This window comes from Streptomyces alanosinicus (assembly GCF_014650595.1).
Taxonomy (GTDB): Bacteria; Actinomycetota; Actinomycetes; order Streptomycetales; family Streptomycetaceae; genus Streptomyces; species Streptomyces alanosinicus.
The window spans coordinates 44,225-70,903 of the sequence record NZ_BMVG01000010.1 but is presented as its reverse complement, the minus strand read 5'-3'; the positions used below and the strand labels follow the sequence as shown (position 1 = coordinate 70,903).

General features: G+C 72.5%; 24 protein-coding genes, 5 pseudogenes and 1 riboswitch. Of the genes and pseudogenes, 16 read left to right on the top strand and 13 right to left on the bottom strand.

Annotated elements, in window-relative coordinates; translation table 11 throughout:
• Nucleotides 1-276: 276 nt before the first annotated feature.
• The 4 genes from IE277_RS22205 (at nucleotide 277) to IE277_RS22190 (ending at nucleotide 5,892) form a co-directional block, all read left to right on the top strand.
• Nucleotides 277-2,184 carry a phosphatase PAP2 family protein gene (locus tag IE277_RS22205; RefSeq protein WP_189955070.1) on the top strand — a complete coding sequence of 636 codons (1,908 nt, stop codon included), beginning with the start codon at nucleotides 277-279 and terminating at the stop codon, nucleotides 2,182-2,184.
• 92 nt (nucleotides 2,185-2,276) lie between these two features.
• A complete protein-coding gene (locus IE277_RS22200) occupies nucleotides 2,277-4,025 on the top strand; it encodes a phospholipid carrier-dependent glycosyltransferase (RefSeq protein ID WP_189955068.1) in 1,749 nt (582 codons plus the stop codon).
• A 78-nt stretch (nucleotides 4,026-4,103) separates the two neighbouring features.
• Nucleotides 4,104-5,024: a MurR/RpiR family transcriptional regulator gene (locus IE277_RS22195; RefSeq protein WP_189955067.1), complete on the top strand. Its 921-nt coding sequence runs from the start codon at nucleotides 4,104-4,106 to the stop codon at nucleotides 5,022-5,024.
• Nucleotides 5,025-5,511: 487 nt separating this feature from the next.
• On the top strand, nucleotides 5,512-5,892 hold the full coding sequence (locus IE277_RS22190; RefSeq protein WP_189955065.1) for a hypothetical protein: 381 nt from the start codon (nucleotides 5,512-5,514) through the stop codon (nucleotides 5,890-5,892).
• Nucleotides 5,893-6,190: 298 nt separating this feature from the next.
• Here the strand turns inward: IE277_RS22190 and IE277_RS22185 are convergent, their stop codons facing one another.
• On the bottom strand, nucleotides 6,191-6,883 hold the full coding sequence (locus tag IE277_RS22185) for a peptidoglycan-binding protein (RefSeq protein WP_189955063.1): 693 nt from the start codon (nucleotides 6,881-6,883) through the stop codon (nucleotides 6,191-6,193).
• Between the two features lie 45 nt (nucleotides 6,884-6,928).
• Here IE277_RS22185 and IE277_RS22180 point away from each other — a divergent pair, with 45 nt between their 5' ends.
• Nucleotides 6,929-7,252 (top strand): polysaccharide lyase family 8 super-sandwich domain-containing protein, encoded by a 324-nt coding sequence (locus IE277_RS22180; protein WP_229881897.1) that lies wholly within the window; start codon nucleotides 6,929-6,931, stop codon nucleotides 7,250-7,252.
• Nucleotides 7,253-7,305: 53 nt separating this feature from the next.
• Here IE277_RS22180 and IE277_RS22175 read toward each other — a convergent pair whose 3' ends face one another.
• From IE277_RS22175 to IE277_RS22160, 4 genes and pseudogenes are all read right to left on the bottom strand, one after another.
• Complete coding sequence (locus tag IE277_RS22175) at nucleotides 7,306-8,148, bottom strand: ATP-grasp domain-containing protein (RefSeq protein ID WP_189955280.1); 843 nt, start codon at nucleotides 8,146-8,148, stop codon at nucleotides 7,306-7,308.
• A gap of 156 nt (nucleotides 8,149-8,304) precedes the next feature.
• Nucleotides 8,305-8,445, bottom strand: a pseudogene (locus IE277_RS49215) (NAD(P)-dependent oxidoreductase); the annotation flags it as partial.
• A gap of 196 nt (nucleotides 8,446-8,641) precedes the next feature.
• A complete protein-coding gene (locus IE277_RS22165; RefSeq protein WP_189955059.1) occupies nucleotides 8,642-8,854 on the bottom strand; it encodes a hypothetical protein in 213 nt (70 codons plus the stop codon).
• Nucleotides 8,851-8,958, bottom strand: a pseudogene (locus IE277_RS22160) (sugar ABC transporter permease); the annotation flags it as partial. The pseudogene IE277_RS22160 and the gene IE277_RS22165, both read right to left, overlap by 4 nt.
• Before the next feature lie 197 nt (nucleotides 8,959-9,155).
• On the opposite strand from IE277_RS22160, the gene IE277_RS22155 reads away from it, so the two are divergent.
• The 3 genes from IE277_RS22155 to IE277_RS22145 all read left to right on the top strand — a co-directional run bounded on the left by IE277_RS22155 (nucleotide 9,156) and on the right by IE277_RS22145 (nucleotide 13,439).
• Entirely contained in the window at nucleotides 9,156-9,890 is a 735-nt protein-coding gene (locus tag IE277_RS22155) for a TetR family transcriptional regulator (RefSeq protein ID WP_189955058.1), read from the top strand.
• Between the two features lie 160 nt (nucleotides 9,891-10,050).
• A complete protein-coding gene (locus IE277_RS22150) occupies nucleotides 10,051-10,470 on the top strand; it encodes a Zn-ribbon domain-containing OB-fold protein (RefSeq protein WP_189955278.1) in 420 nt (139 codons plus the stop codon).
• Between the two features lie 203 nt (nucleotides 10,471-10,673).
• Nucleotides 10,674-13,439 carry an alpha/beta hydrolase gene (locus IE277_RS22145; RefSeq protein WP_189955056.1) on the top strand — a complete coding sequence of 922 codons (2,766 nt, stop codon included), beginning with the start codon at nucleotides 10,674-10,676 and terminating at the stop codon, nucleotides 13,437-13,439.
• 21 nt (nucleotides 13,440-13,460) lie between these two features.
• Here IE277_RS22145 and IE277_RS22140 read toward each other — a convergent pair whose 3' ends face one another.
• The gene (locus tag IE277_RS22140) at nucleotides 13,461-13,856 is read right to left on the bottom strand and encodes a PPOX class F420-dependent oxidoreductase (RefSeq protein ID WP_189955054.1); all 396 of its coding nucleotides are present in this window, start codon (nucleotides 13,854-13,856) and stop codon (nucleotides 13,461-13,463) included.
• Between the two features lie 177 nt (nucleotides 13,857-14,033).
• Here IE277_RS22140 and IE277_RS22135 point away from each other — a divergent pair, with 177 nt between their 5' ends.
• Nucleotides 14,034-14,864, top strand: a complete 831-nt coding sequence (locus IE277_RS22135; RefSeq protein WP_189955052.1) for an SAM-dependent methyltransferase — start codon at nucleotides 14,034-14,036, stop codon at nucleotides 14,862-14,864.
• 162 nt (nucleotides 14,865-15,026) lie between these two features.
• On the top strand, nucleotides 15,027-16,406 hold the full coding sequence (locus IE277_RS22130; protein WP_189955050.1) for a S1 family peptidase: 1,380 nt from the start codon (nucleotides 15,027-15,029) through the stop codon (nucleotides 16,404-16,406).
• Nucleotides 16,407-16,451: 45 nt separating this feature from the next.
• On the opposite strand, the gene IE277_RS22125 is transcribed toward IE277_RS22130, so the two are convergent.
• Both IE277_RS22125 and IE277_RS22120 read right to left on the bottom strand, forming a co-directional pair.
• A complete protein-coding gene (locus tag IE277_RS22125) occupies nucleotides 16,452-16,637 on the bottom strand; it encodes a hypothetical protein (RefSeq protein WP_189955048.1) in 186 nt (61 codons plus the stop codon).
• Between the two features lie 113 nt (nucleotides 16,638-16,750).
• Nucleotides 16,751-17,856, bottom strand: a pseudogene (locus IE277_RS22120) (ROK family protein).
• 5 nt (nucleotides 17,857-17,861) lie between these two features.
• Here IE277_RS22120 and IE277_RS22115 point away from each other — a divergent pair.
• Nucleotides 17,862-18,113 (top strand): annotated as a pseudogene (locus tag IE277_RS22115) (gfo/Idh/MocA family oxidoreductase); the annotation flags it as partial.
• 51 nt (nucleotides 18,114-18,164) lie between these two features.
• On the opposite strand, the gene IE277_RS22110 reads toward IE277_RS22115, so the two are convergent.
• Entirely contained in the window at nucleotides 18,165-18,860 is a 696-nt protein-coding gene (locus IE277_RS22110) for a L,D-transpeptidase family protein (RefSeq protein WP_189955046.1), read from the bottom strand.
• 112 nt (nucleotides 18,861-18,972) lie between these two features.
• The gene (locus tag IE277_RS22105) at nucleotides 18,973-19,626 is read right to left on the bottom strand and encodes a maleylpyruvate isomerase family mycothiol-dependent enzyme (RefSeq protein ID WP_189955045.1); all 654 of its coding nucleotides are present in this window, start codon (nucleotides 19,624-19,626) and stop codon (nucleotides 18,973-18,975) included.
• Between the two features lie 70 nt (nucleotides 19,627-19,696).
• On the opposite strand from IE277_RS22105, the gene IE277_RS22100 reads away from it, so the two are divergent.
• Nucleotides 19,697-20,599: a LysR family transcriptional regulator gene (locus tag IE277_RS22100; protein WP_189955043.1), complete on the top strand. Its 903-nt coding sequence runs from the start codon at nucleotides 19,697-19,699 to the stop codon at nucleotides 20,597-20,599.
• Nucleotides 20,600-20,638: 39 nt separating this feature from the next.
• Here the strand turns inward: IE277_RS22100 and IE277_RS22095 are convergent, their stop codons facing one another.
• From IE277_RS22095 to IE277_RS22085, 3 genes are all read right to left on the bottom strand, one after another.
• A complete protein-coding gene (locus IE277_RS22095; protein ID WP_189955041.1) occupies nucleotides 20,639-21,553 on the bottom strand; it encodes an SDR family oxidoreductase in 915 nt (304 codons plus the stop codon).
• A gap of 87 nt (nucleotides 21,554-21,640) precedes the next feature.
• A complete protein-coding gene (locus IE277_RS22090) occupies nucleotides 21,641-22,270 on the bottom strand; it encodes an MBL fold metallo-hydrolase (protein WP_189955039.1) in 630 nt (209 codons plus the stop codon).
• Nucleotides 22,270-23,358 (bottom strand): S-(hydroxymethyl)mycothiol dehydrogenase, encoded by a 1,089-nt coding sequence (locus IE277_RS22085; protein WP_189955037.1) that lies wholly within the window; start codon nucleotides 23,356-23,358, stop codon nucleotides 22,270-22,272. Before IE277_RS22085 ends, IE277_RS22090 begins: the two co-directional genes overlap by 1 nt.
• Nucleotides 23,359-23,581: 223 nt before the next feature.
• Between IE277_RS22085 and IE277_RS22080 the strand changes: the two genes are divergently transcribed.
• From IE277_RS22080 to IE277_RS22065, 4 genes and pseudogenes are all read left to right on the top strand, one after another.
• The gene (locus IE277_RS22080; protein WP_189955036.1) at nucleotides 23,582-24,361 is read left to right on the top strand and encodes an acyltransferase domain-containing protein; all 780 of its coding nucleotides are present in this window, start codon (nucleotides 23,582-23,584) and stop codon (nucleotides 24,359-24,361) included.
• Nucleotides 24,362-24,506: 145 nt separating this feature from the next.
• Nucleotides 24,507-24,872, top strand: coding sequence for a nuclear transport factor 2 family protein (locus IE277_RS22075; RefSeq protein WP_189955034.1), 366 nt, complete (start codon nucleotides 24,507-24,509; stop codon nucleotides 24,870-24,872).
• Between the two features lie 280 nt (nucleotides 24,873-25,152).
• Nucleotides 25,153-25,233: riboswitch (ZMP/ZTP riboswitch) on the top strand.
• A 25-nt stretch (nucleotides 25,234-25,258) separates the two neighbouring features.
• Entirely contained in the window at nucleotides 25,259-26,107 is an 849-nt protein-coding gene (locus tag IE277_RS22070) for a bifunctional 5,10-methylenetetrahydrofolate dehydrogenase/5,10-methenyltetrahydrofolate cyclohydrolase (protein WP_189955032.1), read from the top strand.
• A 40-nt stretch (nucleotides 26,108-26,147) separates the two neighbouring features.
• Nucleotides 26,148-26,540 (top strand): annotated as a pseudogene (locus IE277_RS22065) (cbb3-type cytochrome c oxidase subunit I); the annotation flags it as partial.
• Between the last annotated feature and the right edge of the window lie 139 nt (nucleotides 26,541-26,679).

The following is a 26,679-nucleotide window of genomic DNA, read 5'->3' as shown; positions in this document are numbered from 1 at the left end:
GTTGTGAGTTCCCTGATGCAGTCCGCGCGCCGCACACCCGGCGTTCACCTGCCGACCGCTGAACGATCACCAGGGTCACCCCCGCGGGTCACACCCCGGCCCTAGATATTCCCTTGTTCAACTTCTTTCCCCGTCTTCCCCCTCCTTCCCTCGTCTTCACCCGTCTTCTCCCTTCTTCACTCGTCTTCATCCGTCTTCATCCCTCCTTTCCCACGGGATCGCACAACTCGGCACATCGTGCCCCGCGCCCGTGGATCATTCCTGAGAGGCACAGGCATGCCGTCACCTGCCGGGCACCCCTCCTCCGTGCTGAACCGGCGCGGGTTCCTCACGACCACGCTGGCCGCGTCGGCGGGCGTGCTCGCCGCTCCCGCCGTGGCCCTCTGGCTGCCGGCGGCCGACGCGAAGGCCGCGACCGCGCCGGCCGCGTTCGTCGACGACTACAGGACGAACGTCCCCGCCAACCTCACACCCGAGACCAACGCCGTGGTCCGGATCCTCGGCGGCTTCGCCCAGGTGTGGAAGACCGGCGCCACCTGGGACACCGGCGCGGTGCTGCGCCCTGAGGTGCTGCGGGCCGACATGCGCTACTGCGCCCGGACCACCGCCCGGCGCACCGACGCAGAGGCGAAGGATGCCTTCATCTACGACCGCCGGCACCAGAGTTACGCCATGATCGCGGGCCTCGGCCCGCTGGCGGACCTGTACACGGCGGGCGCCAAGGCGGTCACGTCGATCACGAGCGCACCCGACGGCACGCCCGCGACCACCGTCAGCGACACCGTGCCCGCGGACGCCCCGGCCGGCTCGGCGCTCGGCGCCGGCGCCCACGACTCCGCGCTCGGCAAGGTCGCCGAACTGGTCGACACCCTGCGCGGCCCGTACGCCTCGGGGAACCCCGCCAAGTACGCCTACCTGTACCCGCGTCCGTGGCGCCTGACCGAGGACAGCGAGGTCGTCGACACCGGCACCACCGACGCGTTCGGCTTCCCGGTGTACAAGTCCGACGTGGTGGTCGCGCCCCAGCTGCTGCGCCAGCGCGGCACCTCGCCGGCCGACGACGGCGGCTACCCGAGCGGTCACACCAACGCCTTCCATCTGGCCGCGCTGGCCTACGCCTACGCCGTCCCCGAGCGCTTCCAGGAGCTGGTGACCCGCGCCTTCGAGCTGAGCCACACCCGGATCGTGGCCGGCATGCATCACACCGTCGACGTCATCGGCGGCCGCGTCATGGCCACCGCGCTCGCCGCGGCCACCCTCGCCGACCCGGCCAACACGCAGCTGAAGGCCGCCGCCCGCGCCCAGGCCCTCGCCTACTTCACCGAGCGGACCGGCACCACCGCCGACACGCTGTACTCCTACGCGCACACCGGCGCCGACCCGTACGCCGACCGGGGCGCCAACGCGCGCGCGGTCCGGCCGCGGCTGACCTACGTGCTGCCCCGGCAGGGCCGCGAGCTGCCGGCGGCGGTGCCGAAGGGCGCGGAGGTGCTGCTGGAGACCCGGCTGCCGTACCTGACCGGCGAGCAGCGCCGCGAGGTGCTGCGCACCACCGCCCTGCCCTCCGGGTATGTGCTGCTCGACGGCTTCGAGCAGTGGGGACGGCTGAACCTGTTCGCCGCGGCGGACGGCTACGGCGCCTTCGACTGCGACGTCGACGTCGCGTTGGACGCGGCGGCCGGCGGCTTCTCGGCCGCCGACGCCTGGCGCAACGACATCGACGGGCGCGGCGGCCTGACCAAGCGCGGCACCGGTTCCCTGACGCTGACCGGCCGCAACCGCTACACGGGCGGGACGGTACTGGCCCAGGGCACACTGGTCGCCGGCGGCGAGAACGCCCTCGGTCAGGGGGACGTACGGGTGACGGACGGCACGCTGGAGGTGTCCGGGTCGCTGCGGGTGCGCGGCGTGTACACGCAGGACGCGGGCACGCTCGGGCTCACCCTGCGCGCCGGCCGGAAGGCACCGCTGACGGTCAAGCACCGTGCGGTGCTGGGGAGTTCGGCGGTGCTGTCGCTGCGGCTGGACGGCGAGCGGCCGCCGGCCGAGGGGACCGTCCTGCCCGTCGTCGACGTGCCCCGGCTGCGCGGCCGGTTCACCCGGATCGAGGTGAACTCCGACCGGCTGCGGGCCGTACCGGTGTACACGGCAGAAGGTCTGTCGGTACGACTCGTTGAGCGGTGACGCCGCCGGCGGTGGGAGCGGTGCGACAGTAGGGCCATGATCGGGTCCTGGACCGTTCCCGCCATCCTCCGGCCGGTGCCATCGCGGGGCGGATGATGGCGCGCGAACAGCAGCTGGTCCTCAGCCGGACGGCTCCCGCGAAGGAGCCGTCCCGTCCGTACGCCCGTGTGCGCCGCCACAGCCGCCTGCTGGCGGGGCTGCTGGCGGCGCTGCTGCTGGCCCAGATGGCCGCCGCGATGGTGACCACGGCCGTGCGGCAGACCCCGACCATCGACGAGCCGGTGTACGTCGCGACGGCCACCGACTATCTGCGCGAGCACCGCATCCGCTACAACCCCGAGCATCCGCCGCTCGGCAAGCTGCTGATCGCCGCCGGGGTGGCGGTGGCCGGCCCGCGCTACGACCCCTCGTACGCCGGCACGCAGGGGGAGGTGGGCCGGCATCTGCTGTACGAGTCGGGCAACGACCCCTGGCGGCTGATGCTGTGGGCACGGCTGCCGGTGATCGTGCTGACGCTGCTGTGCGGGCTGGTCGCCTTCGCGTTCGCCCGCGAGCTGACGGGCACCGCGGGCGCTCTGGCCGCGCTCGCGCTGTACGCCTTCTCGCCCGATCTGATCGCACACGGCTCGCTGGCCACGCTGGACGCACCGGCCGCCGGGTTCGTGCTGACGTCGGCCTGGCTGGTGTGGCGGGCCCGGCGGCGGCCCGTGCCGTACCTGCCGCTCGCCGGCGCGGCGCTGGGCGCGGCCGTGGCCACCAAGATGAACGCCCTGCCGGCGGTACCGGTGGTGATGGCGCTGGCGGCGGTGTCCGCGGTCACCGCGGTCCGGGGGCGGGAGACACGGGAACCGCCACCGGTGCCGACGCGGCGCGGGATTCCGGCGCTGCTCACGGGCGTGGCCGGCGGTCGGCGCCACAAGGCGCTGGTGGCGGTCGCCGGTGCGGGTGTCGTGGCGGTGGTGGCGATCGCCGTCGTCTGGGCGGCGTATCTGACCGTCGATCCGCGGCTGCGGTTCTCGCCCGCCGAACCGGTGCCGGCCCTGCACGGGCTGCGCGGCCGGCTGGTCGACCTGCTGCCGGTGCCCGACGCCTACCGGGCGGGCATGCGGGTGCAGTTCGGCCTGGAGGACCAGCCGTGGCAGGGCTTTCTGTTCGGGCACCTGTACACCGGTGCGCTCTGGTACTACCTTCCGGTGGCCCTGCTGGTGAAGACGCCGCTCGGGCTGCTGGCGCTGGGCGCGGCCGGTGCCGTGGCGGTGGTGGCGCTACGGCGGCTGCGGCCCGCGGCGCCGTATCTGCTGCTGCCTCCCGGGGTGCTGCTCGCGGCGGCGATGACGGGATCGCGGGACTTCGGGACGAGATACGCGCTGTTCGTGCCGATGTTCCTCGCGGTGGCGGCGGCCTGTGTGCCGCGGCCCGGCCGGCGGTGGACGGCCGCCGTGACGGCCGTGCTGGTGCTGTGCACGGCGGGCAGTTCGCTGCGGACGTTCCCGTACTACCTGCCGTACGCCAACGAGGCCTTCGGCGGCCCGGCGCGCACCCATCGGCTGCTGCACGACTCCAACGTGGACTGGGGACAGGACCTGGGCCGGCTCGCCGACCGGCTCCGGCAGCGGTATCCGGGCGAGCGGGTGTGGCTGGTGTACAAGGGCAGCGGCGTGCCGTCGTACTACGGCATCCACGCCACCGATCCCCGTACGGTGCCGCAGCGGCGCGTGCACGGTCTGCTCGTGGTGTCGGACTCCGCGCTCGCCAAGGCGCGCGGACGGCTCGCCGAGCTGATCGGCAGCAGCCGCCCGGCCGGTGACGTGGGCCATTCGATCAGCCTGTTCCGGCGTTGAAACCTCCTGCTCAACCCCCTGTTCCTGACGGGGGGTGAGCTATGTTGAGTGTTTGTGGCAGACAAAGGAGGCGGGCCGGTGCCCTCGCCGCAGCAGGCACGCGCACAGGCATCAGCGATCACGTCCGGCAAGGGTGTGCCCGCGACCGGAGGCGCGGCACCGACCTCCCAGCTGCGGGAACTCTTCGACGGCCCCCGTCTGTCACCGGGGCAGCGGCGCATCGCGCAGTATCTGATCGAGCACATCACCGAGGCCGCGTTCCTGTCCATCACCGAGCTGGCCGACCGCGTCGGGGTCAGCCAGCCCTCCGTCACCCGCTTCGCCGCCGCCGTCGGTTTCAGCGGCTATCCCGCGCTGCGCGAGAAGCTCCAGTCGATCGCGCTGAGCACCCTGGCCGGCGGGGCGGGCGAGGAGGACCGGGCCAACGAGCTGCAGGCGGCCGTCGACGCCGAGATCGAGAACCTGGAGAACCTGCGACGCGACTTCGCCGACCCCGACCAGATCATCCGGGTCGGCCGCGAGCTGTCCCGTTCCACCCCGCTGACGGTGCTGGGCCTGCGTATCTCGGTGTCGCTGGCCGAGTACTTCGGCTATGCCGCCCGCCGGATCCACCCCGATGTGCGGCTGGTCACCCGGGGCGGCAGCGTGGCCTACGACGTCCTGCTGCAGTGCCGCGAGGCCGGCGGCACCTGGGTGCTCGCCTTCGCCATGCCCCGGCACTCCCAGGAGACGCTCCAGGCGATCCGGGTGGCGCGCGGCGCCGGTCTGAAGGTCGCGCTGGTGACCGACCTGGCGCTCGGGCCGCTGGCCGACGCGGCCGACATCACCTTCGCCACCGGCACCGGCTCCCGGCTGGTGTTCGACTCCTACGCCGCCCCGGGCGTGCTGGCCGCCGCGCTGCTGCAGGCCATGACCGACGCCGATCCGGAACGCACCCAGGCCCGGCTGGAGAAGTACGAGCAGCTCTCCGACCAGCACCAGTTCTTCCTGAAGGACTGAATCCGGGGGGCTGAATCCGGGGGCTGAATCCGAGGGCTGAACCGGGCGGTCCGGTCCGCGCGGCCGTACACGGATGCGGTGAAGATCTTGCGGTCTCCGATGCCGTGGACAGGGATCATCCACGACAAAGCACGCATGAATGTTTTCATACGTCTTGCAAACAGCACGGCATATATAAATACTGCTCACGGATCGCGCCCGACCCACTCCGGGCACGTTCCGCACCTGCGGACTCACCGCCCGCACACCGCCCCGAGAAAGCCGACGGACCGCCCATGCGTACGCAAGTCTCCGCGCCGCACCGGTTCCCGACGCCCAGGGCTCCCGCACGGACACCGCCGGCCGCCGTCTCCTACCCATGTCGGCTCCCGGGGTGTGCCGGGGCGCATCGTCTGCGCGAGGCGCCCGGGGCGGCCCCGGCCATCCCCTAGGCCGGGGCCGCCCCGCACCCGTCGGAACACCCTCACGACGCCGCACACCGGAAGCGATGATCATGACCCTGACCAGCACGCGTATCAGTCCCGACTGGCCCTGCCAGGTCAAGCCCCCGGGTTCGTTCGACTGGGAGCGCTCGGCGGCCAAGTGGCTGCGCGAGCTGATCCCCGCGCGCTACGCCAGCTATCCGGCCCTCATCCGCCATCCCGTGCTGCTCGCCCGGCACGCACAGCTGCAGGTCCAGCAGGAGGTCCGGGTGGCCCGGACCGCGCTGCAGACCGCGCGGGCGGAGCTGCCGATGCTCGGGCTGCCCGAGTCGGTCATCGAGCACACCATCAAGCTGTACGCCGCCGAGGTCATGCAGTTGCAGCACATCGCCCGCAGCGTCCGCGCGGTCAGCGACGCCCTCGCCGGGCGCGGCGCGGGCCGCTGACCGGCACTCCCGCACGGCCCGCGCGGATCGGGGCCGGTGGGGGCAGTCGTCGGGCCGGGGGTCAGTCGTCGTCCCGGTGCCGCCAGTACCAGCACACGCCGACGACCAGGGCCAGCAGGAACACGGCGGGCACGAGCAGGCCCGGAATGCGGGAGCCGGTCATCGGCCTGGCTTTCTGTGGTGCGGCGCAGCCCGCGACCGTCGGCCGCGGGCTGACCATGATGAGTGCTGTCCCGTCCGCACGCCCACGCTTTTCCCTGGACCTTGCCCGGTGTTCGAAGGCGTCCGTGCGTGTCGTTCACGACGTGGCGCCGGAACCGGTGCGCGACTCCAGCGCACGGCGCGTGTCGTCGCCGTAGACGCCGGTCTCGTCTCCGCTGACGCCGTACCAGAGCTGGAACCGGGCCACGGCCGCGGTCAGATCGGCGTCGTAGGTGCCGCTGACGGAGCCGTCGCGGTAGACGTCCGGGACGCGCAGCAGGCGTTCCTGCAGTGCGGTGACCTCGGGGCCGGTGTCGCCCTGGCGCAGGGTGCCGGGGCCGTCGGGGTCGGTGCCGGCGGTGGGCGTGAGGGATGTGGCGGGAGTGGGAGCGGAGGTGGGGGCGGGAGCCTGGGTGGTGGTCGCGGTGCGGTGCGGCGGTGGGGCCGCGCCGGCCGTCTGGCGGCCGGGGAGGAACAGGGCACAGCCGAAGCCGAGGAGGGCGGCGGCCGCCACGGCCCCGACGACGGCCACCCGCCGCGGACCGGCAGAACGCCGACCGGAAGAACGCGGAGTGGCGGAACGCGGAGTGGCGGAAGTGGGTCCCGGTGCCGGTGGGACGGGTGGCAGCTCCCGCGTCTCCTCCTCGGCGGCGGGCGCCGTCCGGGCCGGCGTGCTCTCCATCTCGCGCATCAGCTCCGCGAGGGCGTCGAAACGGCGGAGCCGCAGCACCCGGACGGGTTCCAGGACCGGCCCGGAGTGCGGCTGTTCGGGATCGGGCGGTGTCGGCACCTGGCTCTCCTTCCGTCCCGCAGCGACGGGACCTCCGAGCTCCCCGTGCTGAGATACGGCCCGTGCGGCACCCCTGTTCAGGGCTCGGGCCCTCGCCGTCGTAAGGGCCCGACCCGACGGCAGATCGGCGCCCCGCAGGCGCTGCTGGACATCTGTGTGCTGCACTACGACGCCCGCGACGGCAGCTGGAGCACGATCGACAAGGGCGGCTCGGCGAACGTGCTGAACCGCACGTTCCTGACGATGTACGTCGCTCACGGCACCGACCCGGTGAACGCCTCGTACGCCTGTCTTCTGCTGCCGGGTGCGTCGCCGCGGTCATGTCCGCGCCGGGCACCCTCGTCTCGGCGGCCACCGGCGCCTCGCTGACGCTGTCCTTCGGCGATCTCACGGGCACGGCGGGGCCACCCGGCAGATCACGGTCAGGCTGGGCTGAGCGCTCCGTGCACGAACCGGCTCAGGGACGCCGTGAACGCGCTCACGAAGGCATCCCTGGCCTCCTCCGGCAGCGCCTCCAAGGACAAGTAGGGGTTGAGGTCCTCCAGTTCGACCAGCAGCAGACCGCCGTCGCGGGTGCGGCAGGCGTCGACGCGCTGGATGCCGTGCCCGAGGTCGTTCCAGTCGATGAAGCGGCGGGCGAACTCCAGGTCGGCGGCGGTCGCCGCGTACGGCTTCAGCTCCCAGCGGCGCTCCGGGTCGGGGGCGTACAGCGCGTACTGGAAGTCGTCGTCGACGAAATAGAAGGACACCTCGTGCACGAAGTCGACACAGGGCTGGATCAGGACCTGGCCGCCGGCGAGCGCGGCGACCTGCCCGGCGGGGACGATCCGCAGGCCGAGGGAGTCCGCGCCGAGTACCGGCTTGACCACGTACCGCTCGGCGGCCGGCAGCAGGCGCAGGTCCTCGGCGCGGCCGACCGTCGGGATGACGGGGAGGCCCGCGGCGCTCAGGTCGAGCAGATACTGCTTGCCCGCCATGTCCGCCTTGCCGGTGAGCGGGTTGTACACCCGGGCGCCGGTGGCGAGCGCACGCGTGCGGAAGGCTTCGTAGGCCTGCTGATGGCCGAGGACGGGCCCGCTGTTGCGGACGACCACGGCGTCGAAGCCGTCCATCAGCGCCGCGGCGTCCAGCGGATGGCACAGGGCGAGGTCGAAGCGGGCGCGGAGCCGGGAGGTGAGGAGTATGTCCTCGTCGCAGTAGCGGCGCCCGCGGGCCTCGTACGCCAGGTCGGTGACGTAGAGCAGGCGGGGGCGGGCGGCGGGCATGGGGGCTCTCCTCGGGCGGTACGGCCGTGTCGGCCGTGGTTGGAGAAAGGTTACGTCGCGGTGCGGCCGCTGCTGTCCCCGGCCGGGGTCCTCACACCGTGGGCGATTCGGCGGGGGGACGTCGGGCTCGGTGACATCGAGGACGGCATGCAGCCGGCCGGTGAGCAGGTGCTCGGTGAGGGCGGCGGTGTCGACCGGGGAGCCCCGGGCGGTGTTGACGAGGGGCGCGCCGTCCTTGAGGAGGGCGAGGCGACGGGCGTCGAACGTGCGCCGGTTCTCGGGCAGTTGGGGGGGCATGGACGGTCACCACGTCGCTGCGGGCGGCGAGTTCGTCGAGGCCCGTGGGCTCCGCGCCCAGCGCGCGGGCCTCGGCGGGGTCCACGAAGGAGTCGGACAGCAGGACGTGCAGGTCGAACGGGCGCGGTGCGGTGGTAGTTGCCGTGGCCGCTGTAGTACGGCAGGAGGCTGGGCGCGGTGCGGGGCGCGGGCGTAGTCACGGGCGACGCCGAGGACCGTTTGTCGGGCACATAGCGATGAGGCTGGAGGCGGCGAACAGGTCGCGGTGGTTCTTCGTGGCGGCGAGGACGAGGAGGCCGTTGACGACGATCTTCGACAGCAGGGTGGGCGCCGGGGCACGTCGCCGGGCGGGGGTGCCCGCGGCGGGCCGGCGGGCGGCTGCGGAGGTGTCGTGGGTGAGGAGGGTCATACCGCCGCCTTCCAGCGGTTGCCGAGCCGGGTGACGACGAAGGACAGCGCGATGCCGAGGGCGGCGAGCATCAGGGACGCGGCGGCCGCAAGGCCGTAGTCGTGCTGCACCAATCCCGGCGGACAGGTTGACCATGGACAGCGGCACATGATCGTTCGCGTAGAAGTCCCAACTGCCGCGCCAGCTGGAAGAACCGTTTCGCGCGGGCGGTCGCACCGTCCCGGAGCACTCAGTTCCCCCTCTGAGGCACGTGGGCTGCACTGAGTGTCATGGGCCTCGTCCGGGTGCTACGTTCCCCTCCATGAGCTCCAGAAGCGCGGCGCAGGCCGCGAAGCCGCCGATGCGGGAGGCCCTCGTCGCGGCGGCGTTCCGGCTCTTCCTGGAACGCGGTTACGAGCAGACGACCGTGGACGACATCGTCTCGCTGGCCGGGGTCGGCCGGCGTTCGTTCTTCCGTTATTTCCCCTCCAAGGAGGACGTGGTCTTCCCCGACCACGAGCGCTGCCTGGCCGACATGACCGCGTTCCTGGCCGCGCGGGACCGGGAGCACGAACCGGTGCGGCGGGTGTGTGACGCGGCCCGGCTGGTGCTCGGGATGTACGCGGAGAACCCGTCGTTCTCCGTGCAGCGCTATCGCCTCACCAAGCAGGTGCCGGGCCTGCGCGCCTACGAGCTGTCGGTGGTGTGGCGCTACGAGCGCGCGCTCGCCGAGTATCTGCGCGACCGGTTCGCGGGGCGCCCGGACGGGACGCTGCGGGCGGACGTCATCGCGGCCGCGGTCGTCGCCGCGCACAACAACGCCCTGCGCTCCTGGCTGCGTTCGGACGGCCTGGGCGATCCGGGCGCGGCGGTGGACCATGCGCTCGGGCATGTGCAGAACACCTTCGGGCGGGCCGCCGGGCCCGGGCCGGCACGGCCGCCCATCGGCCCCCTGCCGGCCGCGGACGCCGACGACGTGGTGGTGCTGGTGTGCCGGCGGGACGCCCCGCTGTGGCGGGTGGTGCGGGAGCTGGAGGAGGCGGTCGGTCGCGCGTGAGGGTGCTCGGGTGACTCATTTTGGGGTACGGAGTGCCTTTACGAGTGACACTGAGTGCCATACTCTGTCGCCGTGCACGGTGGCACAGCCGCCGCGCACTCGTGTGCCCGGTGCGCGCCGGACACACGGCATCGCGGCCGAGCGCAGGGAGTTGACCAGCGTGTACCACCACTCAGCAGACGCCTCGCATCCGGCGGCCGGCTCCGCGGCGGGTGTTCTCGATCCCGCCCCCGCGGACTCCAGGGACGCCATCACCTTCCAGCGCTGCACCTGGTGCGGCAGCGCGACCTATCACCGGCTGCTGTGTCCGGTGTGCCAGGGCAGTGAGCTGCGCACCGAGCGCAGTGAGGGCGTCGGGACGGTACGGCACTCCACCGTGGTGCACCGCAACACGCCCGCGGCGCGCAATGTCTCGCTGATAGAGATGGCCGAGGGGTTCGTCGTACGCGGCCGGGTCATGGGCCCGCCGGTCGGCATCCACAGCGGTGACCGGGTCCGGCTGTCCACCGCGCAGGACCCGGTGCGGGGCGAGCCGGTCTTCCAGCTGCTGGACGAGTCGTACCGGAGCGCCTGGACCTGACGGCACCGCGTGGACGCCGGCGCGGCGGAAGCGGCGGAAGCGGTGGGCAACCGGCCGTATCCGGACCGGCGTTGGCGTCGTCCGGTCATGTGATCGACCACTTCTTCTTCACAGGCAACCCACAGGCTTCACGTTCCGTCCTCCGGGGGCGAGGGGCTCCCGGGACGGCCGGGACGCCCGAAGTCGGGGCTCAAGGAGGAACAGTGGTCCGTGCCCGGCGCATATGGGTGACCGCCGCCGCGCTGCTCGCGGTGGCGGGCGCGTCCCCAGGGGCGGCAGTCGCCCGGCCTCAACCACCGTCACCGGCGGACACGTTGGCGGCTTCGGTCGACGGCGCGCTGCCGCCGGGCTGGCGGATCACCGGCGGACGGTCCGCGCCCGAGCTGGTGTGGCGGTCGGACCGGCCGGTGCCGATGGGGGACGCCCGGGTCGAGTTCCGGTCGGACGGGCGCCTGTTGGGAGTGCCACGGCCCGGCGCGGACGGGCGCACCTTCCGGCTGCCGCTGGACGGACACCGGGCCGGGGAACCGGACGTGCTGCGCGGACTGCATGTGTGGTCCGGCGGCCGGCGACTGGACGCGCCCGGCGGCACCGGGGCCACGTCCGCGGTCCGGCCGCCGGCGCCACTGCCCGCGAACCCGGTCGATCCGGGCAAGCCCGGCGCGTACCGGACACAGACGGGCGAGTACACCCTGAAGTCGGTCAAACTGCCGGACTTTCCCGTACCGGTGGAGATGCGCGCGGTGGTCGTCGCGCCCGTCGGCGCCTCGGGCCGCCGCCCGCTCGCGCTGTTCCTGCACGGCCGGCACTCCACCTGCTACCAGGGACCGAACAGCACCGGCGACTGGCCCTGCAAGGCCGGTACGCAGCCGATACCGAGCCACCGCGGCTATCTGCGCGACCAGCGACTCCTCGCCTCGCAGGGCTATGTGACCGTCTCGATCTCAGCCAACGGCATCAACGGGCAGGACTTCGCGGCCGAGGACGGCGGCGCCCAGGCCCGCTCCTCGCTGGTGCGGCTGCACCTGGCCCACTGGGCCGACTGGGCCGCGCACCCCCAGGCCGCCCCGTCCGTCGTACGCCGGGCACCGCGTGCCGATCTGTCCCGGGTGCTGCTCGTCGGACACTCCCGGGGCGGCGAGGGCGTGAACCGGGCGGCCCTGGACAGCCTGTATCCGCCGCCCGCCGGCCGGGACGGCTATCACGGCCCGGTCCGCTGGAAGATCCGCGGCATGGTCCTGATCGGCCCCACCGTGTTCGGCCAGAACCCGGTGCCCGACGTGCCCTCGATGACGATCCTGCCCGGCTGCGACGGTGACGTCGCTGACCTGGAGGGCCAGCTGTACGTCGACGGCACCCGCGCGGTCAGCGACGGCAGCGCGCTGCACAGTGCCGTGTACGTCGTGGGCGCCGACCACAACTTCTTCAACTCCGAGTGGACGCCCGGCCAGGCCGCGGCGCCCGCCGGGGACGACTTCGGCGACGACCCGCGCCACCCGGACGCGGTCTGCGGCAAGCACGCGGCGACCCGGCTCACCGCCGACCAGCAGCACCGGGCCGGTGCGACGTACATCGCGGCCGCCGCGCGGCTGTTCCTGGCCGGGGACGACCGGGTACGGCCGCTGCTGGACGGCTCCGGCAGGCGGGCGCCGTCGGCGGACCCGGCGCGGGTCCTCAGCCACGCCGTGGGGGCGCGCCGGGGTGCCGGGTTCCTGCCGGACGGCGGGGTGTCGGTGAGCGGCGCCCGGCTGTGCGACGCGGTCGGTGCCGGCCCGGCCGCGTCCTGTCTGGGCCAGGGGGCGAAGGGGGCGTCGCCGCACTTCGCGCCGTGGGAGATCGGCCGCGAGTCCGGCCGGCACGCGATCGCGCTGCGCTGGACACATGCGGGTACCCCGGCGCGAGTGAGCGTCCGCCGGCCGGTGTCGCTGTCCGGGGCGAAGGAGCTGGCGCTGCGGCTGTTCGTGCCGCCGAACTCCACCGGCACCCAACTGGACGTGTCCCTCACCGACGCCTCGGGCAGGACGGCCACGCTGGGGCGCGTCCGTGCCGACGGGCTGCCCGGCACCGGGCGGACCGCGTCGTACTGGGCGCGCGAGTTCCGGCTGCCGCTGACGGCGGCCACCCGCGCCGGGCTCGCTCTCGGCTCGGTCAAGTCCATGGAGCTGACCTCGCGTTCGGCCTCCGGGCAGGCCTGGCTCATGGACGCGTGGGGCTGGCGGCCTGGGACACCGGCGGCACGGGCGGCCGAGCTGCCCCGCGTGGACGTCGGGCGTACGACGGTGAACGAGGGTGACTCGGGGATGCGTACCTACCGCGTCCCGGTCCGGGTGACCGGCCACGGCAGCGGACAGGTCCGGGTGTATGTCGTCGACCCGGTCACCGGCAAGGCCACGGACCGGCTGGTGACGGTGCGGCCGGGCGGTCATGACATCGATGTACCGGTCACGGTGAAGGGCAACACGCGCTACGGCCCGGACATGTCGTACGACATCCTCGTCAAGGCGGTCCATGGTGCGGTCGTCGGGTCCTACCGGGGCGGGATCACGGTCCACGACGACGATCCGGCACCGAAGATCACCGTCACTCCGGTCGCCGGCCGGGTCACGGAGGGGCAGTCCCTGAAGTGGCGGCTGTCCCTGTCGGAGGCGGTCGACGCGGACATGAGCCAGATGTTCACCGTGGTGCCGGGCACCGGGCCGGAGCTGTCCACGAAGGACGTCTCGGCGCGCTGGCTGCAGGAGACCGGCGGGGTGAAGGCCGACCCGGAGCGTCCGCTGTCCAAGGCCTCCGTCTATATGTGGGTGGAGTTGCCGCCGGGGAGGACGAGCGCCGACATCACCATGCCCACGGTCAAGGACACGGTGCGGGAGCCGGCCGAGTCGGTGAGTTTCCAGCAGGTGGACATGAACACCGGTGAGCCGAGATCCGGCGGGCTGGTGCTGACCGGTTCGGTGCGGGACGCTTCGTAGCCCGCGGGTCCCGGGTGGCCCTCACCGCTCTCGCTCCGCGAGGGTCACCCGGATGCCGACCGTGCCGTCCGCGCCGCGCCGCAGCCGGCTGCCCAGCAGGGTGAGGCGGCCGACGATGCCGTACTTGCGGGCGAGCAGGTTCCGGTAGCGGGCGGTGGTGGCGGCGTCGACGAGTCGCGCGGTGGCCGGCCGCTGCTCGCCGGTGGGGTTGCCGCGCAGGTCGCAGGGGCCGACGAGGACGTCGGGGCGGCGCCGGATCCGCTTGACCTTGAAGCTGTCGGCGACCGTCCAGACGCCGAGGGCGTCCCCGTCGCGGACCACCCAGACCGGGGTGGCGACCGGGGTGCCGTTCTTGCGGTAGCTGGTGACCAGCAGGTACTTGCCGGAGCCGAGCCGGTCCAGCTGTGTGTCGTCCATGCCCGGAAGTCTAGGAGCCGGCCTGCTCGGGGGCCTGCCGAGGTCATGGGACGGCCGGATGCCGGGGAGCCGACGCGGAGGTCAACTCGGGCGTCTAGATTGCCTCTTGAGGGGTGTGTCACCACGGTGCACCACCCTCTTCTCAGACATCCCATCCGTATCCAGGAGCTGACCCACGTGACCGACAACCCGGCAGCCACCGATGACGTGGCCGTGTCGCTGCGCGCCCGGATCAACACCAGCCGGCCGCACACCGCCCGGATCTGGAACTACTGGCTCGGCGGCAAGGACAACTACGAGGTCGACCGGGAGGCCGGCGACCAGATCCGCCGGCTGCACCCGGGCATCGGGGAGTACGCGCGCGCCGACCGGCTGTTCCTCGGCCGCGCGGTGCGCCATCTGGTCGGCGAGGTGGGCATCCGGCAGTTCCTGGACATCGGCACCGGGCTGCCCACCGCCGACAACACACACGAGGTCGCCCAGCGCATCGCTCCCGAGACGCGGGTCGTGTACGTGGACAACGACCCGCTGGTCCTCGCGCACGCGCGTGCCCTGCTGACGAGCACACCCGAGGGCCGTACCGACTATCTGGACGAGGACCTGCGCAATGTCGACGCGATCCTCGAACACGCGGCGAGCACGCTCGACTTCAGCGAGCCGGTGGCGCTGATGCTGCTCGGCGTGGTCATCTTCATCGGCGACGACGAGGACCCGTACGGTCTGGTGCGGCAGTTGACCGACCGGCTGCCGAAGGGCAGTCATCTGGTGCTGTCGCACACCGTGACCCACCCGGCGATGCCGGACGTGGACGAGGCGGTGACGTTCTGGAACGAGCACGGCACCCCGAGGCTGACCCAGCGCACGCCGAAGGACGTGGTCCGGTTCTTCGACGGCCTCGATCTGCTGGAGCCGGGTGTGGTGTCCTGCTCGCGCTGGCGCCCGGAGCACGGCCACGGGGCCGAGCCGGAGGAGGTCGCGATGTTCGGCGGGGTGGCCCGCACGAGGTGATCCCGGCCGGACGAGGTCACCAGGGTCGCTGAACGCCGGGGCCGCGGTCGCTGAACGCCCGGGCCCTGGGCCGCGTATGGAGGTGCGGGCCCTCGACGAGCCGGGGGCCTCGCGCCGCCGGCCACCTCCAGCGCGCGTTCGGTTCGGCTTCGGGAGCCCTGCATGCGGCACGCACGACGACGGATCGTCAGGCGGGTGTCACGTCTGGCGGCGGTCGGCGGACTCCTCCTGGGCGGCGCGATGGTCGCCCAGGCGGCCATGGCGAGCGAGACCCCACGAGCCGCGGCCAGACCGTTTGCCGCGGCCCCCGGCGCCGGGGGCACCGGGGGCGCGCTGGTGGCGCGGCTCGGTACGGCGCGGACGGCGGGCGACTGGATCGGTGCCGACGGGCGGCCGGTCGTGGCGGTGACCGACCGGGCGGCGGCGCGCGAGGTGCGGCGCGCGGGTGCCGAGGCGAAGGTCGTGTCGCACAGCATGAACGAGCTCACCTCGGCCACGGCCACGCTGCGTTCGGCGCCGCGGGTGGCGGGCACGGCGTGGGCGGTGGACTACCGCACCAACCGGGTCGTGGTGAGCGCGGACAGCACGGTGTCCGCCGACGACTGGTCCCGGATGAGTCAGGTCGCCGCGCACATCGGCGACTTCGTGCGGATGGAGCATGCGCGGGGCACGTTCACCACGCGGCTGAACGGCGCCCAGCCGATCCTGTCGACCGGCGGCCGCTGCTCGGCGGGGTTCAATGTGACCAACGGGCAGAGCGACTTCATTCTCACGGCCGGTCACTGCGGTCCCGCGGGCTCCACCTGGTTCGCCGGCACCCAGGGCGATCAGCAGCTCGGCCGGACGGTGAGCAGCACGTTCCCCGGCAATGACTTCTCGCTCGTGCAGTACGCGAACGGGGACGCCGGTGACGGCGCCGCCGTCGTCGCGATCGGTGGCGGCAACGGGGTGCGGATCACGGGGGCCGCCGATGCGGCGGTCGGGCAGCGGGTGTTCCGCAGCGGCAGCACCAGCGGCCTGCACGACGGTACGGTCACCGCGCTGAACGCGACCGTCAACTACCCGGAGGGGACGGTCACCGGACTCGTCCAGACCGATGTGTGCGCCGAACCGGGCGACAGCGGCGGGCCGCTGTTCTCCGACGGGATCGCACTCGGCGTCACCTCGGGGGGCAGCGGTGACTGCAAGACGGGCGGTACGACGTTCTTCCAGCCGGTGACGCGGGCGATGGCGGCGCTGAACGTGAAGCTCATCGTGTCGGCGCAGACCGCCGGCAGTGCACCGCAGAACGCCTCCCCCGCGCCGTCGGCGCCGGCCGCACAGGGTGCCGCCGCGCCGAACGCGGCCTCGCCGGGTTCGGCGGCACCGATTGCGGGCGCGTCGGGGCAGACGCTGCTGGCGCGGCTGACGGACACCCGGAACGTCGGTCCGGGGCTGCTGGTCATCGCGGGCAGTCTGATCGCGCTGGTGGCGACCCGCTACATCCGGGCCGAACAGGACCGCAGGGCCTATCAGCGGTACTACTCGGCCACCTGGGGTTGACGAGTGGACGCGTGGGACGCGTGGGACGGGTCCGCGCGAGGTCGGTCAGGCCGCTCGCTGCGACGGCGGGGTCACGGCGGCCCACTCCATCACGAGGCGCTGGTACTGCGCGCGCTGCTCGGTGGTCAGTGTCCCGCCCGACCGGCGCCACAGGGCCCTGATCTCCTCGTTGACCTCCGCGGCCGATCGCTCGGGGGCGGCTTCAACAGTGGTGGACATGCTGTGAAGCATATGCCGATCGAGGTGAAGGCGCTGTGAGTAACTGCACTCGATAGGGACATTTCGGACCGTGTTACTCATCACGTCGATCTGTCAAGTGGCGCACGGGAGTTCACACCCGGCCCTCACCCCAGGCCCGAGCCGAGCACGAGCACCTGGATCGCCAACACGGCGGCGCCGCGCGCCCAGTCGTGGAAGTCGGAGACCTTCGTCTCCAGGTCGACGGGATCGGCGTCCGGATGCCGGTGGGCGCGGACGGTCTCGTGGACCGTGTTCCCCGCCACATCCATCAGACCGACGCCCTCTCCGGCGAGCAGGATCTTCTGTGGCATCGCGAAGTTGGCGATCTGCGCGACCAGGATGCCGAGGGCACGGGCGGCCTCGGCGACGACCCGGGCGGCCATGGGTTCGCCCGCGGCCGCGTCGGCGAGGATCTCCGGGTAGGCGGTGTCGCGGCCGGTGGCGGCACGGATCTGATACTCGATGCTCGGGATGGTGAGCAACGACACAGCACTGCCGCGCTCTCCGGTGGGGGGAGCGGGCCGTTCGGGTTGATGATCCAGTGCCGGCCGAAGCCCCGGCCGTCCTCGGCGAACGGCACCCGGCTGCCACCGAGCACCAGCCCGTAGCCGATGCCCGCGCCGATGGTCAGGACGGCGAAACGGTCGAGTCCGCGGCCCGCCCCGAACCAGGTCTCGGCCTTGACCAGGGCGGCCACGTCGTTCTCCACGACGACCGGCAGCCCGGTGCGCTCCCGCACCAGAGCGGCGAGCGGCACCTCCCGCCAGCCGAGGAACGGCGACCGGGCGACCACCGCGCGCTCGCGCACCAGACCGCCCACGCCGACGCCGATGCCGGCCGGAGCAGGGCGCCCCTTCGTCAGTGCGGTGGTCATCTCCGCGAGCAGGGCGGCGACAGCGTCCGGATCGCGCCTGGCGAGCGGACGGTCGAGCCGGCCGGTGACCTCGCTGCGCAGGTCGGTGACGACGCCGTGGACCATGTCACCCGTGATCTTGAAGCCGAGGAAGGACCGGGCGTCGGCCACGACCCCGAGGGGCTGTGAGGGCCGGCCCTGACGCGCCTGGGCCCCGCCGGCCGCCTCGGGGGCCTCGGGGGCCTCGGGGGCCTCGGGGGCCTCGACCAGCAGTCCGGACTCGATGAGCGGCTTGGTCAGCCGGGTGAGGCTGCCCTGGGAGAGCCCGAGGCGCCGGGCCAGCTCGGTGCGGGACAGGGGCCTCGGGTTCGGCGCCGGTGCACGACCGGTCCGGGCTGCCGCGGGAGTTCGACCGGCTGCACAACGGCCACGAGGGCAGTCATCACTTCCTGGCCGACGACTTCGTCACCGCGGTCAACACCGGTTCCCTACCGTCGGTGAACGCGTGGACGGCCGCCCGCTACACCCTGCCGGGCATCATCGCGCACGAGTCGGCACGGCAGGGCGGCGTCCGGCTTCGGATCCCGGACTTCGGGGACGCGCCGCAGGGGTGACGGCCGGGCGGCGACGGCTCACGTACCTCTCGGGTGCCCTTCAGATGCCTCTCAGGTGCCCGGCTTGCGGCCGTAGACGAAGACGTCGTCGCCCGTCTTCAGCAGCGACCAGTACTTCTTGGCGTCCGTGCTGGTCATGTTCACGCAGCCGTGCGAGCCCGGCGGGTTCCACATGCTCAGGCCCACCGAGTGGAAGGCCTGGCCGCCGTCGAAGAACTGGCTGTAGGGCATCGGCACGTTGTAGACGGTCGAGACATGGTCGATGTCACGCCAGTAGACCTTCTTCAGGCCGGTGCGGGTGGCGAAGCCCTTGCGGCCGGTGCGCACGGGGACCGGGCCGTAGACGAGCTTCTTGCCGTCCTGGATCCAGCTGAGCTGGAGCGTGAGGTTCACACAGGCGATCCGGCCCTTGTTCACCGGGCACGCGCCGTCCTTGTTCGGGTTCTTCCCGACGGCCCGCTGCTTGTTCATGAGGTCCATCACGCCCCAGGTGACGGGTCCGGCGTAGCCGATGTCGGGGGTGATGCCGTGCCTGTCCTGGAAGGCCTGGATCGCCTTGCAGTCGGCGGTGGACTGCTTGCCGTCGACCGGCCGGCCGAGGAACTTCTCCACCTGCTTCTGGTACGGCCCCGTCTGCGTGGTGCAGCTCGCGGCCTGGGCCGGTGCCGCGGTGAGGGCGAGTGTGAGCGGCGCCACGAGTCCCGTGACGCCCAGCGCGACGACGCCCCGTCTGGCTATGACCCCCATGTGCAACCTCTTCTCCCCTTGTCGCCCAGGCTCCGCCCGGGTGCCTCGCCGCGCGTGTCCCGCGATGTCGGACTACTAGACCCGTATGGTGGCGTAGAGGTTGTGTTTCCGGTCAGGTTGTGACGAAACGGTGAACTTCGTCACCACGCAACCGGCCTGCGGGGAGCCGGCGGCCGTAGGCGACCAGCAGAAGATCCTGGCCACGGCCGTACAGGGGCGTGCCCGAGCCGAAGGACCAGTCGAGGTCGTCCGCGCACAGCCGGACGCCGGTGAGATCGGTGCCGAAGACACGGAAGGCGCGCGGATCGACGGCGTCGAGGAGGATCCGCAGCCGGTCCTCGGGTACCTCGCGGTCCAGGCCGAGGGCGACGGTGACGTCCAGACCGTGGACCACGTCGTGGCCGAGGGCCGCGGCGAGGCCGCCGATCGGAGGCGTCCAGGGATGGTGGGCATGGCCGCGCAGGAAGGCGGCGAGTTCCGTGTCCCGGTGGGCGGCCGCGTCCCGGCGGGCGAGCCGGTCGGTCATGCGGTGCAGGCTGCCGCGCGCCTTGACCAGTTCCGCCAGCACCTTCGCCGTCGGGTACCGGAACCCCATCGACATGTGCGCCACGACCTCCCGCACGCCCCAGCCCGCGCACAGACTGGGTGTCTCCCACTGTGCGGGCGTCAACGCCTCGAAGACGTCGGCCAGTTCGCGTCGTTCGGCGGCGATGGCGGCGGCCGTGGTGGCTCTGTCCACGGCGACGGTGCGTGCTGTTTTCCCCATGTCTCAAGGGTGTGGTGGCCGAAGCCGGAAGTCCAAGACATGATCCGTCTTCCCTCTAGCATCACTGGTTATGGAGTTGAGGCAGCTGCGGTACTTCGTGGCGGTGGTGGAGGAAGGCGGGTTCACCCGGGCCGCCGAGCGGCTGCATCTTGCCCAGCCGGGGCTGAGCGCGCAGATACGACAGCTGGAGCGGGAGTTGGGGCAGCCGCTGCTGGACCGCTCGGGCCGGTCGGTGCGGCCGACGCAGGCGGGTGCCGCCGTACTGCCGTACGCGCGGGCCGCGCTCGCGGCCGTCGACGGGGTGCGGCAGACGGTCGAGGAGTACACGGGCCTGCTGCGCGGCCGGGTCGCCGTCGGTCTCGTCCCCGGCACCCTCGCCCACGCCTTCGACATGGCCGGGCAGCTGGCGGACTTCCACGACGCGCACCCCGGGGTGGAGGTCACCCTCACCGAGGACACCTCCGACCGGATGCTGGCTGCGCTGCGCCGCGGCGAGCTGGACCTGGCCGTCGTCGGCGTCGCCGGAAAAGCGCCGCCGGCGGGCGTCGAGCTGCACATGGTCATCGACGAACCCCTGGTGGCGGCCGCCGTTCCCGGGCATCCGCTGTTCGCCGAGTGCGACGGCGCCGACGCCGTTGCCCCGGCGGCCCTGCGCGGGCACCGGCTGATCGGTCTGCCGCACGGCACCGGGATGCGGGGCGTCCTGGAACGGCTGTGCGCCGAGGCCGGCTTCCGCCCGCACGTCGCGTTCGAGGCGGCGACCCCGGACGGCCTGGCCCGCCTGGCCGCCCGGGGACTGGGTGTCGCGCTCCTGCCGGGCCTCGACGCCCGGCCCGGCCTCGACACGGTGAGCGTCGCCGCCGCGGATGCGCGCTGCCGGGTGGCGCTGGCCTGGCCCGCGGAGGGGACCATGGCCCCGGCGGCACGGGAGCTTCTTCGACGGCTGCGGGTGGGGACGGGCGGCGGCGGGTGAGCACCGCGGGGGTGGCTGTACGGCCCTGCGGGCGGGGTTTCAGCGGTATCCGGTGACGTCGGCCGGCTTGCCCGCGTCCTGTACCTCGACCAGGTAGCGCCAGGCGTCGGGGCAGGTGCCGTCGAGGTCGGTGAAGCCGTATGTCCGGGCGAGGGAGCCGCTGGAGAGGGACTGACCGTTGAGGCGGGACACGTCGGGGTCGGCGGCGAGGGCGGCGACGGCGCGGCCGACGTAGCGCGGGGTCTCGGAGATGGCGAAGTGCGGTGAGCGGGCGAGGGCGTCGCGCCAGTTGTCCTCGTGGACGCCGTACGCGTCGAGCATCATCTCCGAGCGGAGCCAGCCGGGGGTGAGGGCGAGGGCGGTGGCGCCGCGGGGGCCGAGTTCATGGGCGAGGGCGAAGGCCATGCGCAGGACGGACGCCTTGGCGAGGTCGTAGAAGAAGTTCACGCGGTAGGTGTCGCGGTTGTAGGCGGCGGTGCCGTCGGTCATCTCCACGACCAGGCCGCCCGGCCGGCGCAGCAGGAGGGGCAGCGCGTAGTGGCTGGTGATGGCGTGGGTCTCGACCGCGAGGCGCAGGAGCCGGAGCCCGTTGTCGAGGTCGTGCTCCCACACGGTCGTGTCCCACTCGAAGAGTTTCTCGCCGCCCCAGATGTCGTTGACGAGGACGTCGAGGCGGCCGTGGTCGTCCGCGATGCGGTCCACCAGGGCTCGTACGGCGGTTTTGTCCAGGTGGTCGGCGGCGACGGCGATGCCGTGGCCGCCGGCCGCGGTGACGAGGTCGGCGGTGTCCTCGATGGTCTCGGGGCGGTCGTACTCCGAGCGGTGTGCGCGGGTGCTGCGGCCGGTGACGTAGACGGTGGCGCCGGCCGCGCCGAGTTCCACGGCGATGCCGCGTCCGGCGCCCCGGGTCGCGCCCGCGACCAGCGCCACCTTGTCCTCAAGCGGTCCTGACATGTCCGGACTCCTGGGTGTGACGACTGCTGTCGCCGTCCACTGTCCAGGGAAAGCCGGACATCCTCTGTCGGTGTTCGCGGCGTGGTCTCAGTGGCCGCGCCTGATCCACTCCTGAAGGTGAGGTGCCTCGGCGCCGATCGTGGTGGAGTCGCCGTGGCCGGTGAGGACCTTGGTCTCCGGCGGGAGGGTGAGGAGCTTGTCGCGGATGGAGTCGATGATCGTCGGGAAGTGGGAGTAGGTGCGTCCGGTGGCGCCCGGACCGCCCTTGAAGAGGGTGTCCCCGGTGAAGACGGTGCCGAGCGCGCGGTCGTACAGGCAGACGGCGCCGGGGGCGTGACCCGGGGTGTGCAGCACGGTCAGGTCGGCGCCGGCGGCCTCGATGACCTGGCCGTCGAGGAGATGCCGGTCGGGGTCGCGGTCCGGGTGGGTCATCTTCCACAGCGGCAGGTCGTCGGGGTGCAGCCAGATGGTGGCGCCGGTACGGGCGGCGAGTTCCGGGGCGGCGTTGACATGGTCGTTGTGGGCGTGTGTGCACACGATGGCGGTCAGTTCCCGGTCGTCGACCGCGGCGATGATCGCGTCGGCGTCGTGGGCGGCGTCGATGACGATCACCTCGCGTTCGTCGCCGACGATCCACACGTTGTTCTCGACGTCCCAGGTGCCGCCGTCGAGGCTGAACTGTCCGGAGGTGACGAGGCGTTCGATGCGTACGGTCATCAGAACACCACCACCGAACGCAGCACGTCGCCCTGGTGCATCCGGTCGAACGCCTTCTCCACCTCGTCCAGTCGGATCGTCTCGGTGACGAACGCGTCCAGCGGCAGCCGGCCCTGCAGATGCAGGTCGATCAGCAGGGGGAAGTCCCGGGAGGGCAGACAGTCGCCGTACCAGCTCGACTTCAGGGCGCCGCCGCGGCCGAAGACGTCCAGCAGGGGCAGTTCCAGCTTCATCTCGGGGGTGGGGACGCCGACGAGGACGACGGTGCCGGCGAGGTCGCGGGCGTAGAAGGCCTGGCTGTACGTCTCCGGGCGGCCGACGGCGTCGATGACGACGTCGGCGCCGAAGCCGCCGGTCAGCTCGCGGATCGCCGCGACCGGGTCGGTCTCCTTGGAGTTGACGGTGTGGGTGGCGCCGAGCGTGCGGGCCTTGTCCAGCTTGCGGTCGTCGATGTCCACGGCGATGATCTTCGCGGCGCCCGCCAGGTTCGACCCGGCGACGGCCGCGTCGCCGACTCCGCCGCAGCCGATGACCGCGACGGAGTCGCCCCGGCCGACGCCGCCGGTGTTGATCGCCGCGCCGAGGCCGGCCATGACACCGCAGCCCAGCAGGCCGGCGACCGCCGGGGACACGGCCGGGTCGACCTTGGTGCACTGCCCCGCGGCGACCAGGGTCTTCTCGGCGAACGCGCCGATGCCGAGGGCCGGGGACAGCTCCTGACCGGTGGCCGCGAGGGTCATCTTCTGGGTGGCGTTGTGTGTGTCGAAGCAGTACCAGGGGCGGCCGCGCAGACAGGCCCGGCAGTTCCCGCACACGGCACGCCAGTTGAGGACGACGAAGTCACCGGGGGCCACGTCGGTCACGCCCGCGCCGACCGACTCCACGACACCGGCCGCCTCGTGGCCGAGGAGGAAGGGGAAGTCGTCCGAGATGCCGCCCTGCTTGTAGTGCAGGTCGGTGTGGCAGACACCACAGGCCTGCACACGCACCACGGCTTCGCCGGGTCCCGGATCCGGCACCACGATCGTCTCGACCCGTACCGGCTCGTCCTTCCCCGGTGCGATCACGCCGCGTACTTCCTGCGCCATGGGCTGGCCCCTTCCTCGATATGCCTTCCCCGCCGACCCTACGCGCGACCGATCGTCGGCGGGGTGGACCACGGCGGTGATCACGGATCTTTCCGGCCGCAGGGCACCCTTCACATCACGTAAAAATGTGACCGGTAAATGTCATTCCATGATGGCAATCTTTTTGCTGGGTGCATGAGTTTGCCTGGTGTCTGCATCGGCCCCCTCATGTCTCAATGGGGGCATGCCCCTCGACGGCCCGCTCGGACGTACCGCGTTCCTTTTCTCGGCCGGTGCCGCGCCGCTCCGGGAAACCGGCCGTGAACTCCTTCAAGCGTGCCCGGTGTTCGCCGAAGCGCTGGACGACATCTGCGCGCGCCTCGATCCGTATCTCGAACTCCCTTTGAAATGCGTGATGTTCGCGGACGAGGGGACACGGACGGCCGCGCTGCTGGACCGCGAGTCGTACTCCGGCCCCGCGGTCTTCGCGCTCCAGGTGGCGCAGTACCGGCTGCTACGCAGCTGGGGCATCCGGCCGGACGTCGTGTTCGGGCAGGCGGCCGGGCGGATGGCCGCCGCGTATGCCGCGGGTGTGTTCTCGCCGGCCGAGGCCTGCCACGCGGTCGGTACCCTGGCCCGCCTCCTGGACGGCCGGCCGGCCCCCGGGCCCGGCTCCTGCCTCGACGGCGTCCTCGACGCCTACGGCCGTACGCTCGCCACCCTCCACCCGGGTGCGCCGCGCCTCCCCCTCGTCACCGATGTCACCGCCCGCCCGGTGGGGGCCGAGACCGCCGAGCCGGAGTTCTGGGTGCGGCGCGCACCGGTACGTCTCGCCGAGTCGGTCGGCCTGCTGCACCGCGCGGGCGTCCGTACCTGGCTGGAACTGGGCCCCGGGGACCGGCTCGTCCGGCTGCTCCCGGACTGCCTGCCGGAGGGTACGGCCGCGGCGTTCGCGCTGTCCCGCGACTGGGCGGCGCTGCGGTCGGGTCCGGGCGCCGACTCCGGGACGACCGCACCGCGCTGAGGGCCGCCGCCCAGGGCCGGCCGCACCCGTGGGACACGGCGTGCGGCCTGCGCTTGCCGTGGCCGCCGGGCCGGAGGAGTCTCGAAGGGTGGGGGTCCGTGCGGTCCGCCCCCCGCCGGGCCGCGGGCGCCCGAAGGAGGTCACCATGGGCACCGCGACAGGCTCCGCCTTCGACATCGAGACACTGCGCCGGGGCATAGAAGGAACCACCGGGAACACCCTTCTGTCGCTCTACGCCGACGACGCCCGCATCCGCATCGTCGACCACAACAGCCAGCCCAGCCACCCCACCGTCCTGCAGGGCCGCAGTGAGATCGCCGTGCTTCTGGACGACATCTACCGTCGCGACATGACACACAAGCTGGACCAGTGCGTCGTGCAGGGTGATCACGCCGCGTTCACCGAGTCCTGCCAGTACGGCGACGGCACCCGGGTCCTCGCCGAGTCGATGGTCACGTTGCGCGACGGCAAGATAGCCGACCAGCTGATCATCCAGGCCTGGGACGAGTAGGCACACCCCGATATGACGGGCGCCGGAAGGAGATTCGCGAGGGTCCGGGTCACCTCCCGGCTGACCTGGACCTTCTCCGCCAGGGCGAGCCTGGGGCGGCTGCCGCGGGCCCGCCCTCGCAGGCCGGCACCGGCTTCGGGGGCGGGGCTGCCGGTGTCCGCCGCTGTGCTGCGCTCCGCCCTGCGAGCGGCGCGCCATGGCCCCCGTGCCGCGCTGCCGCATGCGCTGCGCACTGGGCGGGGCCGGGCTCGCTGAGGCGTGGGCGGGCTCGGTTACGCTGTACGCGGGCCGTGACTGGCGCTTGGGTGGAGTACCACCGGGGAGCGGTCCGTGGTGGTTGCCGCGCGCCTGGGCGAAAGAGTCGATCCAGCTCAGGAGTGTGCAGCATGACCCAGGCCCGTCTCATGGACGGCACCGCTCTGGCCCGCCGTATCGTCGAGGACACCGCGCGGAAGGCCGCCGAGCTGACCGGGCGTACGGGTAGCGCACCGTGTCTCGCAACCGTCCTGGTCGGCGAGGACCCGGCGTCCGTGACCTATGTCCGCATGAAGCAGAACCGTTGCCGCAAGGCCGGTATCGCCTCCCGGCACATCGCCCTGCCCGCCGCCACGACCACCGGCGAACTCGTCGGCACACTGCGGGAGTTGTCGGCCGACCCGGCCGTGCACGGCATCCTGCTCCAGCACCCGGTCGGCGACCACGTCGACGAGCGGGCCGCGTTCGAGGCGATCGCACCGGAGAAGGACGTCGACGGCGTCACCTTCGCCTCCTTCGCCTCGATGAGCTTCGGGCTGCCGGGCTTCGTCTCCTGTACGCCCGGCGGCATCCTGCGGCTGCTGGACGAGTACGGCGTCGGTCTCGCCGGGAAGCGTGCCGTGGTCGTGGGCCGCAGCGCGATCCTCGGCAAGCCGGTGGGCATGCTGCTGCTCGCCCGGGACGCGACCGTGACGTACTGCCACTCGCGGACGGCGGACCTGTCGGCGGCGGTCGGCGAGGCGGACCTCGTGGTCGCCGCCGTGGGCCGGGCCCGGCTGATCCGCGGGCAGGACATCAAGCCCGGCGCGGTCGTGATCGACGCGGGCTACAACCCGGGCAACGTCGGCGACGTCGACTTCGACTCCGCCGCGCGGCGGGCCTCGCTGATCACACCGGTGCCGGGCGGCGTCGGCCCCATGACCATCGCCACGCTGCTGGAGCAGACCGTCGAGGCCGCCGCCCGGCAGCTCGGCGCGTAGCGACAGGCGGGGCGCGCGCCGAGGTCAGCGCAGCCAGGCGCTGTACGTCACCGGTGGTGTGCTGCTGCCGTTCTTCTCCTTCATGACGTTCCTGATCGCCGTCCCGACCGGGGTGAAGTTCTTCAACTGGATCGGCACCATGTGGAAAGGCTCGCTGTCGCCGCCGATCGACTTCGCGACCTCCGACACCTATTTCGTGGTGGCCCACTTCCACTACGTCATCTTCGGCACGGTCGTCTTCGCTATGTTCGCCGGGTTCCATTTCTGGTGGCCGAAGATGACGGGCAAGATGCTCGACGAGCGCCTCGGGAAGATCACCTTCTGGACGCTGTTCATCGGCTTCCACGGCACGTTCCTGGTCCAGCACTGGCTGGGCACGAACGGGATGCAGCGCCGGATCCCGCCAAGGGCCCGCCGCCGCGGCACAACTTCCGCACCCTCCCCCGCACCTGGACGAGTGCCCGCACGGCGGCGGCTCTGTGCCGGCGTCCGGTGCCCGCGGCGGCCGGACGGGGTGAGGGGTACATCGACGCCTCCGCGTACGGACGGACGGAATCCACGCTGATCAATAC